The sequence below is a fragment of the Flavobacterium ginsengisoli genome (assembly GCF_029625315.1).
Taxonomy (GTDB): Bacteria; Bacteroidota; Bacteroidia; order Flavobacteriales; family Flavobacteriaceae; genus Flavobacterium; species Flavobacterium ginsengisoli.
On record NZ_CP121110.1, the window covers coordinates 893,100 to 905,198 of the forward strand.

At 31.8% G+C, this 12,099-nt stretch carries 7 protein-coding genes, 2 tRNA genes and 2 pseudogenes; 4 read left to right on the top strand and 7 right to left on the bottom strand.

Annotated elements, in window-relative coordinates; all coding sequences use genetic code 11:
• Nucleotides 1-134: 134 nt before the first annotated feature.
• From recQ to aroB, 5 genes and pseudogenes are all read right to left on the bottom strand, one after another.
• Nucleotides 135-2,249: pseudogene (gene recQ, locus P5P87_RS03915) on the bottom strand (DNA helicase RecQ).
• A 139-nt stretch (nucleotides 2,250-2,388) separates the two neighbouring features.
• Nucleotides 2,389-2,805 carry a DNA primase gene (locus P5P87_RS03920; RefSeq protein WP_198855618.1) on the bottom strand — a complete coding sequence of 139 codons (417 nt, stop codon included), beginning with the start codon at nucleotides 2,803-2,805 and terminating at the stop codon, nucleotides 2,389-2,391.
• 8 nt (nucleotides 2,806-2,813) lie between these two features.
• Nucleotides 2,814-3,784 (bottom strand): annotated as a pseudogene (locus tag P5P87_RS03925) (deoxyhypusine synthase family protein).
• Nucleotides 3,785-3,882: 98 nt separating this feature from the next.
• Complete coding sequence (locus P5P87_RS03930; protein WP_278021636.1) at nucleotides 3,883-5,286, bottom strand: type III PLP-dependent enzyme domain-containing protein; 1,404 nt, start codon at nucleotides 5,284-5,286, stop codon at nucleotides 3,883-3,885.
• A gap of 304 nt (nucleotides 5,287-5,590) precedes the next feature.
• Entirely contained in the window at nucleotides 5,591-6,658 is a 1,068-nt protein-coding gene (aroB, locus tag P5P87_RS03935) for a 3-dehydroquinate synthase (protein WP_198855621.1), read from the bottom strand.
• A 248-nt stretch (nucleotides 6,659-6,906) separates the two neighbouring features.
• Here aroB and P5P87_RS03940 point away from each other — a divergent pair, with 248 nt between their 5' ends.
• The gene (locus P5P87_RS03940; RefSeq protein WP_278021637.1) at nucleotides 6,907-8,076 is read left to right on the top strand and encodes a proline dehydrogenase family protein; all 1,170 of its coding nucleotides are present in this window, start codon (nucleotides 6,907-6,909) and stop codon (nucleotides 8,074-8,076) included.
• 101 nt (nucleotides 8,077-8,177) lie between these two features.
• Here the strand turns inward: P5P87_RS03940 and P5P87_RS03945 are convergent, their stop codons facing one another.
• A complete protein-coding gene (locus P5P87_RS03945) occupies nucleotides 8,178-9,968 on the bottom strand; it encodes an ABC transporter ATP-binding protein (protein ID WP_278021638.1) in 1,791 nt (596 codons plus the stop codon).
• Nucleotides 9,969-10,231: 263 nt separating this feature from the next.
• Here P5P87_RS03945 and P5P87_RS03950 point away from each other — a divergent pair.
• From P5P87_RS03950 to P5P87_RS03960, 3 genes are all read left to right on the top strand, one after another.
• Nucleotides 10,232-10,306, top strand: a tRNA-Val gene (locus tag P5P87_RS03950).
• A 77-nt stretch (nucleotides 10,307-10,383) separates the two neighbouring features.
• Nucleotides 10,384-10,464 (top strand) — tRNA-Tyr (locus P5P87_RS03955).
• 229 nt (nucleotides 10,465-10,693) lie between these two features.
• Nucleotides 10,694-11,254: a hypothetical protein gene (locus P5P87_RS03960; protein ID WP_278021639.1), complete on the top strand. Its 561-nt coding sequence runs from the start codon at nucleotides 10,694-10,696 to the stop codon at nucleotides 11,252-11,254.
• Nucleotides 11,255-11,285: 31 nt separating this feature from the next.
• Here P5P87_RS03960 and P5P87_RS03965 read toward each other — a convergent pair whose 3' ends face one another.
• Complete coding sequence (locus tag P5P87_RS03965) at nucleotides 11,286-12,083, bottom strand: hypothetical protein (RefSeq protein ID WP_198855625.1); 798 nt, start codon at nucleotides 12,081-12,083, stop codon at nucleotides 11,286-11,288.
• Nucleotides 12,084-12,099: the final 16 nt, after the last annotated feature.

Here is a 12,099-nt window from a genome sequence, read left to right on the forward strand (position 1 = left end):
AAATTGAATATAAAAAAAGCTGTACTATTGAAGTACAGCTTTTTGCTTTTAGAAATAGAGCTTCGACTCCGCTCAGCCTGACACGCCAATAAACACTATTCATTGTCAGGCTGAGCGGAGTCGAAGCCTTTCTTTTATATCTTTTGATTCTTTCTCTCCAAAAAAGCCAAGCCGAATCGAATCTTATCATAAGACATCTTTTCTTCAAAATATTCGTAGTAAGGCCTTAAAGCGTTCGGATTTTCTAATTCAATTTTTGCTTTTTCAATTTTCAGAATTTCATCTTCAGATACAAATTGACTTAAATCGATATCATTTCCATCAATGTATAATTTAGCCAAATGAGAAATAATAGTAGTTTCTCCTAAATTTCGTTGTCCTGCGATCTCTTCAACAGAAAGCCCACCTTGAAATAATTCTAATGTTTTTTTATAAGTGTTATCTTTTTTTCTTTTTTAACAACCGATTTGTTTCGCTGAAATTCAATTATTGCTTTTATGAAATCATCTCCATATTTTTCGAGTTTCACTTTACCAACACCTTCAACAGCAAGGAATTCTTCATCTGTTACAGGTTTTAGAATTTCCATTTGCCTTAAGGCAAGCATCACTAAAAATAACATAAGCAGGTACTTCTTCTTCTTTGGCAATTTCGTAGCGCAATTTTCTAAGTGTTTCAAAAAGCGAGTTTTTCTCAGTCTTGACTTTAGTTTCTTTTATTTGATTCTTGTCAATTACCTTTTTCACAACAGTTGTCAGTTTTACTTGTTCACCTTCAAACAGAACTTTTTTTGCAAAAGAAGTAAGCAGAATTTTATTATGTTGATGAAAGGCAATTTCGCAATATCCTAAATTGATGAGCTGAATAAGATATTGATTCCAATCGTACCAAGAAACGTCGTGGCCAATTCCGTACGTTTTCAGCTCTTGATAATTTTTTTCGTAAATATACGCGTTTCTCGAGCCTCTCAAGAAATCGACAATAACAGCCAACGGTTCAGATTCTTTTAAACGCACAATAGCAGACAAGGCCTTTTGCGCGAGAATCGTCCCGTCAAAAAAAGTTGGCGGATTTTTGCAAATATCGCAGTTTCCACAATTCTCCGTAACCAATTCACCAAAATAAGACAAAAGAATTTTTCTGCGACAGCTTACAGCATCCGCATATTGCTTCATACGATCTAACTTTGCAAGCTGAATATCTGAGTTCAATCCTTCGGAAGCAAATTTTTGCAATTGGATTACATCTGCGTAACTTTCAAACAAAACGGTTTCTGCAGGAAGACCATCTCGACCAGCACGCCCGATTTCCTGATAATAACCTTCAATATTTTTTGGTAAGTTATAATGAATCACCCAACGAACATTCGATTTGTCAATTCCCATTCCAAAAGCAATTGTAGCGCAAACTACTTGACAGTCATCATTTATAAATTGATCTTGAGTTTTAGCACGCGTTTCATTATCTAAACCAGCATGATAGGCTTTTGCTTCGATGCCATTCTTCTTTAATTTTTCGGCAAGTTCTTCTGTCGTTTTACGACTTAAGCAATAAATTATTCCAGACTCATTGGGTTTATTTTCAATAAAATCAATTATTTGTTTAACGCGATCCAAAGCTGGACGAACTTCTAAACTTAAATTTTTACGATCAAAAGACGCAATAAATGTCTTTGGATTCTTAAGATTTAATTGTTTAGATATATCTGTTCGCGTTGCTTTGTCAGCCGTGGCAGTCAAAGCTAAGATTGGAGTAGAAGGGAAGCGGCTTTTTAAATATCCTAAATTAGTATAAGCAGGTCTAAAATCATGTCCCCAAGACGAAATACAATGCGCTTCATCAATTGCTATTAAACTAATATTCAACTCATTGAAAACCACATCTAAGTAAGAAAGACTTTCGGGAGCGATATAAACTAATTTAAAATGATTTGATTTTAAGTTGTCTATATAATATTGCTGTTCTTGTGATGATTGAGAACTATTAATGTAACAAGCAGATATTCCGTTGGTTTTCAAGCTGTCAACCTGATCTTTCATTAATGCAATCAAAGGCGATATTACAACTGTAATTCCTGGCAAAATTAGAGCCGGAAGCTGAAAACATATTGATTTTCCTCCTCCAGTTGGCATAATAGCCAAGGTATCTTGACCAGATAATATGGTGTTAATTATGGTTTCTTGATTTGGTCTAAATTTTTCGAAACCAAAATTTTCTTTTAATGTGGTATGTAGAATTTCTGAAGTCATAGGCATATATTTTTATTCAAGATTTAAATGTAAAAATAATCCTATAAAAATAAAAATTTAAATTAGTTTTGTTATTGTGCGTATCATAAAAAAAGGAACCCCAAATAGAGTTCCTTTTATTTATTAAAAAGAAAATGAATTAATCTTCATCATCTTCGTCTTCTTCATCATAATCAGTGTCTGCTTTATCGTCATCATCGTCATCGTCGTCACCACCGTCAGTATCTGGTTTGTCATGATTATCATCATCGTCGTCATCGTCGTCGTTACTAATATCATCATCAAGATCCAAACCTTTAACTGGTGCAATTGCATCTACATCAACATCTAAATCGTCATCTTCATCGTAGTTTTCAATTCTGTCAGCAAGTTTAGTACTAATTTTTACTAAGTAAATAGTGTCTTCAGTACGAACTTCAACAGCTTCGACCAATTCGTTTTTAGCATTTCTAAAACGGATTACATCCGAATCATCATAACCATCAGGAAATTTTTCAACCAAAAGGTTTAAAATTTCGTTGGTAAGTTTAGCGTAGTCTACTATAACTCTTTTCATAAATTATCTTATAAATCTAATAAGTATGCAAAAATTAACGGAGCAACAATTGTAGCATCCGATTCAATAATAAATTTAGGGGTTTTGATGTCTAATTTACCCCAAGTGATTTTTTCATTTGGTACTGCCCCAGAGTAAGAACCATAACTAGTTGTTGAATCTGAGATTTGGCAGAAATAACTCCAAAATGGAACATCGTGCATTTCCATATCTTGATATAGCATTGGAACAACACAGATAGGGAAGTCACCCGCGATACCACCACCGATTTGGAAGAATCCAATTCCGTTTGAACTGTTTTTAGAATACCAATCCGCAAGGAAAGTCATGTATTCAATTCCAGATTTCATGGTAGATGCTTTTAAATCTCCTTTAATTACGTATGAAGCAAAGATATTACCCATTGTACTATCTTCCCATCCTGGAACGATAATAGGTAAATTTTTCTCTGCAGCTGCATACATCCAGCTATCTTTTAGATCAATTTCGTAATATTCTTCTAAAACGCCAGACAATAACATTTTATACATAAATTCGTGCGGGAAGTAACGCTCACCTTTGTCGTCAGCATCTTTCCAAATTTTGTAAATATGTTTTTGTAAACGACGGAAAGCTTCATGCTCAGGAATACACGTATCCGTAACACGGTTTAGTCCTCTTTCCAATAAAGCCCATTCGTCTTCTGGTGTTAAATCACGGTAGTTAGGAACTCTCTCGTAGTGAGAATGAGCTACTAAATTCATGATATCTTCTTCTAAGTTTGCTCCAGTACATGAAATAATATGCACTTTGTCTTGTCTGATTACTTCGGCAAAAATTTTACCAATTTCTGCTGTACTCATTGCGCCAGCCATACTTACCAGCATCTTAGCACCATCAGCTAATTGTCTGCTCGTATGCCTTTGCAAGCATCTACTAATGAAGCAGAGTTAAAATGCAAATAGTGTTTTTCAATAAACTGACTGATTGGTCCTTTCATTTTTTTTGTTTTTTTTTGAATTAAAAAGTTTAACCTTTTTGGATGTTAATGCAAATTAAGAATTTTAAACAAATTTCTTTCACTTAATCTACCGTTTTTTATAACTTTTTTTTGTAGCCTAAAATCTTTAAAACATCGTCTGAAGTCTGTTGTTCTGAGAAAACCTCGGTTGCCAGAATTCCATTTTCATCACGATCAATTAAGATATGTTTTGGCTGTGGAATCAGACAGTGGTGTAAACCGCCGTATCCTCCAATTGTTTCTTGATAAGCGCCAGTATTAAAGAATCCGATGTATAATGGTTTCTCTTTGCTGTACTTAGGCAGGTAAATTGCATTCATGTTTTGCTCAGAGTTGTAATAGTCGTCACTATCACAAGTCAGACCTCCCAACAGTACCCGCTCGTAAGTATCATTCCAGCGGTTAATAGCCAGCATGATAAAACGTTTATTTATAGCCCAAGTATCTGGTAAAGTGGTAATGAAAGATGAGTCGATCATATTCCATTTTTCTCTATCATTTTGTTGTTTTTGATACAAAATCTGATAGATTGCACCACCGCTTTCACCTACTGTAAATGATCCAAATTCCGTAAAAATATTTGGAACATCAACTTCAGCTTCATCACAAGCAATTTTAATTTGATTGATAATTTCATCAATCATATATTGATAATCATACTCAAAAGCAAGTGAGTTTTTGATAGGGAAACCACCGCCAATGTTTAGTCCGTCTAGTGTAGGACATTCTCTTTTAAGAGCAATGTAAACTTTAATACATTTTACAAGCTCATTCCAATAATATGATGTATCGTTTATTCCGGTATTGATAAAAAAGTGAAGCATTTTAAGCTCTAATTTATCATTCTCCTGAATTTGTTTTTTATAGAAAGAAACTATGTTTTTATAACCAATACCTAATCTAGAAGTATAAAACTCAAATTTAGGCTCTTCTTCAGCAACAATACGGATTCCAATTTTGAATTTTCCTTTAATTTCTGCTTGAAGCAAATCTAACTCTTCGTAATTATCAATAATCGGAATAGTATTTTTATGTCCGTTATTAATTAATCTTGCGATGTTATTAATGTACTCGTCTCTTTTAAAACCATTGCAAATTACATATGTACTTTTGTTAATTTTACCATTTTCTAATAAATTCTCAACAATATTCACATCAAAAGCAGATGACGTTTCGATATGAATGTTATTCTTGAAAGCTTCATTCATAATGTATTCAAAATGAGAGCTTTTTGTACAATAACAGTAATAGTATTTTGCGTCGTATTTATTCTTTTCCATCGACTTTCTGAACCAAGCTTTTGCTTTGTTGATGTTTTCAGAAATCTGAGGCAAATAAGTAAACTTTAATGGCGTACCATACTGTTCAACCAATTTCATTAAATCGATATTGTGAAACAATAGGTTGTCTTTGTTTAATTTAAATTCCTCTTGCGGAAAGTAATATGTTTGGTTTATTAGATCAGAATATTTTGTATTCATTTATTTATCAATATTTTAGAGATTGTAATTTTATTTAATTTTAGGTTTTTGGGGACTTAATCTTAAATTCAAACTCTAATATTGGCAAATATAATAGGCAGTTTTTCATGCTCCGCTTTTGTACATTGGAAAACATCAAAACAAAATGGGCTTTTACTATTATAAAAACGATTCAACATTCTTAATAAAGAAGTGTTGAGCCTGTTTCTGTAAGAGCTAAAGTGCCTTTGCTGATTGTTTGTTTTCATGGGGCAAATGTAAAAAATAATATATACCAAATGCAATGCTTTTGATTAAAAAAAGTTTAAGATTTATAATCGTCAAACGCTTCTAGAATCAATTTATTTTCAACGGATTGGTTAATTTTTATTTTTCCGATTCCTTCAATCAATGCAAATTGAATTAAACCGTATTCATTTTTTTTGTCGTGAATTAACAATTCTAAGATCGGATCGATGTCTTTTTCCTCAAAAATCACATCGTCATAGATATCTTTAATAACTGCTTTAATTTCTCTATATTCTTCTTCAGAGATTAATCCTTTTTGTAGCGAAATATAACTTTCCAAAATCATTCCAACAGCAATAGCTTCTCCGTGCAGTAAAGTTGTTTTTTCTTCACTTTCTAGAAAGTATCCTTCAATAGCGTGCCCTAGCGTATGTCCGAAGTTTAGAGCTTTACGTATATTTTTCTCAGTTGGGTCTTGAATAACGATTTCATTCTTAATTTCTACAGAACGATAAATCAATTGGTCTAATTCATCAAAAACAATTGATTTTAAATCTGAAAATTGTCTCCAATATGGCGCATCGTATATTAAACCGTGCTTTAGCATTTCTGCCAAACCAGAACGCATTTCGCTTTGAGGTAAAGTTTCTAGATATTGCGTATCAATTAAAACCATTTGCGGCACATTGATAACTCCGATCTGATTTTTAAGATTTCCTAAGTCAACACCTGTTTTTCCTCCAACAGAAGCATCAACCATAGATAATAATGTAGTTGGGATATTAATAAAGTCTACGCCTCTTTTAAAAGTAGAAGCAACAAAACCGCCTAAGTCTGTAACAACACCACCTCCTAAATTAATAATAAGCGATTTTCTATCAGCTCCAAGTTCTGTCAAGATATTCCAGATCTCAATACAGGTTTCTATATTTTTGTTTGCTTCTCCAGCTTCAAACTCTATGATTTCTATTGCTAAATCAGTTTCTAAAAGCGGAATAAATTTAGATAAGCAATATTCATTAGTCTGATCATCAACAATTATAAATATATTAGAATATTTACTTTCTCTTAAATGTTTATTTAAAGCTTCGTAAGCATTCTCATTAAAATGCACGAGATAATTATTGGCTTGAATAGATTGCATAGTTCTTTTAGTTAATTTAAAGCGCAAAATAAGGCATTTTTACCTTAATAATATTCAAACTTTAAGGCTAATTTGTGTAAAATGCGGGTTTGCTTCTTTAAAATTAAGATAAAATTCTTTTAAGTAGTAAACATTTACTTCATAAATTTATGCTTTTGACATTCTTATTAACAATATACAAAAATTTGATGCCGTTTGATAAAGAATATTCAAAACACTCTCTATATTTGCATAAAAAATAAAACTTAATGGAAAAGATATTCGACAACACTCAAGTTGCGTTTTCACTAAAAAGCGACACAGAGCTTGATAGAGCTTATTTCCTTTTCAAAATGATTGACAGCGAACCTCTTGTAAGAATTGGTACAGCTGTAACTAATTTTGCAATTAAAGCTCATTTACCAGTAGAAGGATTAATTCGTGCAACTGTTTTTGACCATTTTTGTGGTGGTGTAAACGAAAATGACTGTCTTACTGTTGTAGACAAAATGTTTACAAAAGGAGTTTCTTCAGTTTTAGATTATTCTGTTGAAGGAAAAGAAGAAGAAGAGCAGTTTGATGCCGCTTTAGAAATGACTTTAAGAACAATCGATTTTGCTAAAGAACGTTTGGCAATTCCATTTGCAGTTTTTAAACCAACTGGTTTAGGCCGTTTCGAATTATATGAGAAATTAGGAGAAAAACAAACTCTTAACCCTGCAGAACAAGCAGAATGGGATAGAGTAGTAGCTCGTTTTGATAAAGTTTGCAGTGAAGCGCATAAAAAAGATGTAGCTTTGTTAATTGACGGTGAGGAAAGCTGGATGCAGGATGCTGCTGATGATTTGGTTACCGACATGATGCGTAAATACAATAAAGAAAAAGCAATTGTATTTAACACTTTACAAATGTACCGTTGGGATCGTTTAGATTATTTGAAAAAAATTCACGAAGTTGCAAAAACTGAAGATTTCTATATCGGAATGAAATTGGTTCGTGGCGCTTACATGGAAAAAGAAAACAAAAGAGCAGAAGAAAAAGGCTATGTTTCTCCAATTTGCGTTTCTAAAGAAGCTACAGACGTAAATTATGACAATGCTGTACAATATATGTTAGAGCATATTGACAAAATGGCCATTTTTGCAGGAACTCATAATGAATTAAGTTCATACAAATTAATGGAAATGATGGCAGAGAAAGGAATCGCTAAAAATGATTCTAGAATCTGGTTTGGACAATTATATGGAATGAGTGATAATATTAGTTATAACTTAGCAGAAAATGGTTATAACGATGCTAAATACTTACCATTTGGACCTGTAAAAGATGTTATGCCGTACTTAATTCGTCGTGCAGAAGAAAACACTTCGGTTGCTGGGCAAACAAGTCGCGAATTATCTATGATTAAAGCAGAACGTAAGAGAAGAAAAGGAAAATAATTTTTAGTTTTCTGTTTTCTGTCTCAGTTTAGAGATAAAAAAAACTCCAATCTTTTTTGATTGGAGTTTTTTTTATCAATTGAGCGGAGTCTAGATCCTGTTTATGAATTACTAAACTGTAAATTACTCAAGTTTTTATAAATACCGTTTTCTAAGTTTATTAATTCTTGGTGCGTTCCTTCTTCTGAAATTTTTCCGTTGTCAAGAACTAGAATTTTATCTGCATTTCTAATTGTCGAAAGACGGTGAGCAATAATAATACTTGTTCTTCCTTCCATTAACACTTCTAAAGCTTCTTGAACAAGTTTTTCGCTTTCGCTATCTAAAGACGATGTAGCTTCATCCAAAATCAAAATACTTGGATTTTTAAGCAATGCTCTCGCGATTGCAATACGCTGACGCTGACCTCCAGAAAGTTTAACGCCTCGTTCTCCAACCAAAGTTTCGAATTTCTCAGGAAAACCATCCACAAAATTATAAGCATTGGCTTGTTTTGCCGCTGTGATAATCTCTTCTTCAGTAGCATTCGGATTTCCGTAAGCAATATTTTCTCTAATTGTTCCTCCAAATAAAATTACGTCTTGAGGAACGATACTCATATTTCCGCGAAGATCTTCTAAATCATAATCCTGAATATTTTTACCATCAACTAATATTTGTCCAGAAGTTATGTCATAAAAACGCAATAAAAGAGAAGAAATAGTAGATTTTCCTGCACCACTTGGTCCTACGATTGCAATTTTTTGTCCGAATTCAGCAGTAAAATTAACATCTTTTAAAACCTGAACTTCTTTTCTTGAAGGATAACTAAAAGCAACATTATTGAAAGAAACGTTTCCTTTAATTTTTTCAACTGCAGAAAGTCTTGGTTTAGCATTAATTTCTTCAGGAGTTTCTTCTAATAATTCAAAAACACGTTCTGTTGCACCAACTGCTTTTTGGATCTGCGCATACATTTCTGCAATTCCGCCAAAAGAAGCTCCAATAAAAGTAGTATACAATACAAACGAAATTAAATCACCAACACCTTCAACTTCTCCTTTAATCGTTAGTGTAATTCCGTACCAAACAACAGCAACAACACATCCGAAAAGGCAAAGAATAATAAATGAAGCAAAATAACCTCTGTATTGACCACCTTTAATGGCAATTTTTACAATTTCTCTAATCTTGTTTTTATAGCGTTGAATTTCGTACCATTCGTTAGCAAATGCTTTTACATTACTAATTCCTTGTAATGTTTCTTCAACAATAACTTGACTTTCAGCAACTTTATCTTGTGTTTTTTTTCCGTATTTACGAATGAATCTTCCAAAGATTACAGCAGCAACCGCCACAACAGGCACAATTGCTAACATCATTAAAGTTAATTTTGGACTAATGCTTCCTAAAATTATAAAACCTCCAATAATTAGAATAAACTGACGTAAAAACTCTGCAATAGTTGTACTAAATGTATCTTGCAATTGCGAAATATCTGCGCTTATCCTACTATTAAGTTCTCCAACGCGTTTTTGCGAATAAAATGACATTGGTAATTTTATCAAATTCTCATATAAAGCAAAACGAATGTTTGAAAGCGAGTTTTCGGTAAAATTCACAAACAATGAAATTCTAAAAAAAGAGAAAATAGCCTGAAGTCCTAAAATTGCTATTAAACCAAGAGCTATTTCATTTGCTTTTGAAAGGTCTTTATTGGTAACACAATCCACTAACATTCCCATTAATTTAGGAAAAGCTAGGGCAGTGGCACTTGTTAAGAATAAGAATATCAAACCAAGGAAGAATTTCCATTTATGGTTTTTAGCATATTTAAAAATTCGGAGAGCTTTTTGAAGGGAGTTAGAGTTTAATTTAGCTTTAGGTAAATCATTTTCTTGAAATCTTGCCATTTGAATATACAATTAAGGTACGCAAAGGTATAACTATAGCAAATGATTACAAAAAGAATATCCTCATTTAGTCTCAAGGCATTCAATTTTTAACTAAATTTTAAAAAACATACATTTTTACTCATTTTTAATTCATTGATAAATAGAATTCTAAAAATTTTATTAGATCTTTTTTTTACTTTTTTCAAAAAAAGACTTGGAAATATAAAATCTAGCTGTATATTTGCACTCGCAATCACAAACGATAGCAACCTAGTAAAATAGGGCGATTAGCTCAGCTGGTTCAGAGCACCTCGTTTACACCGAGGGGGTCGGGGGTTCGAACCCCTCATCGCCCACAAAACTCCTTAACTAATTAAGGAGTTTTTTTTTGATTTTCTTGAATGTAATGATTTATGCTTTACACTCAAATTTTGGGGAGATACTCAAGCGGCCAACGAGGGCAGACTGTAAATCTGCTGTGTGAACTTCGCAGGTTCGAATCCTGCTCTCCCCACAAAAACAATAAAGCCTGTAAATCTTAGAATTACAGGCTTTTATTTTTTAATAAGTTTATTTTATAAGCATAGTTACATATTTAATTTCTTTATCTCTTGATTTACAATAGAAATTAAAATACTGATTTTTAAAACGAGCAAATTATAGAATAGTTCCTATATTTAAACGAAAAAAAACTTATTTAAGTTTTCAACTTCAATCTGAAATCTAAATCTTGAACACAAAAATTGGCAAAACAAAAATCTAACCTAAACTGGTATTTTATATTTACAGGAATTTTAATATTGTATTTAAGTTTATCCTATAATCTGACATCTAAAAAAACAGAGTTACAAGAAATTAGAGTAGAACTAAAAAATGATATCGCCAGTGCAAAGGGCAGAGGTACTTCTGATTATAAAATTTGGACAAAAACCTTTGAGAATCGATTTAATATCTTGAATGCAAGTGTATCTAAAGAAAAACAGGATGTTGTATCAAATTTAAAACAAGGCCAAAAGGTCGATTTATTAATTAAATCATCAGATTTTAAAAAACTTTCTGAAGGCAAAGAAGATGTAACTGTAATCGGGCTTAGTTTAAATGGAAATTCATTAATGACGCAAGATGAATTTTATCATAATCGAGAATTATACAAAATTCGACAAAGAACAACAGCGTTTTTTTTAGCCTTTATGTTATTTTTAAACGGTTTGGCAAAAATTCCTCAGAAAGTGAATTATATTATCATTGGAGTTTTTATTGCTGTGATAATTATTATGCGATTTTTTGAAATAGGTATTTATTAAAATTATAAATGTTTTAAAAATAGTATAGACTTTAATTACTGATTGCTTTTTTCCTTTTAAAAACAAAATCATATTGATTGATTGTAGTTTTAAACCTATCATTTTCAAATTCATATATTGGCTTTTTGTATATAAGTTCATTGGTCTGAAAATGAAAATGATAAAAAAAGCCATTTTTTATCTGAACATTCGTTTCAAGAACGGTTATCAAAAAAGTTTCTTTTGTGTTATAATCCATTACAGTTGTTAAACAGATAAATTTGTAAATTTCATCATTAAACGGCTCAATTTTCAGTTCTATTTTAGAACCAATTGGCATCCAATCTGTCATATTGTAATTGATTCTTAACTGACCAGTTTCTTTAAGCGAAATCCAATCTCCAAGCAATTCGCCTGCACTTACAATGCTAGGCTCATAAAGGGTTTCGAATTTTAATCCGTTTAAAATTGCATTAAAAATATCTGTTACATAAATCTTATTTTCAAGTTGCTCATAGATTATTCGTCCAATTTTCTTGCGATCTTGATTTAAGAACAATTTTGATTGTAATACTTGATTAAAATCATTAGACACTAAATTAAATCTGTTAGAATTAATTGACTCAAATATTTTTATGAATGAAGCTTTGTTCTCCTGATTCAGAACGATGTTTAAATTTAATTCGTTAAAACTGCCATATCTGAGCTTTTCGTTAAATTCAGATAATAGTGTATTATATTCTAAAGGCATTAATTCTTCAAATTCAGGATGGTTTAGCAATTCGAATAGAATGAAAAATACAAATTTTCGTTCGGTAAATGTCTGGTCAAATATTCTTAATATGTTCATTTTTAGATTTTATGAA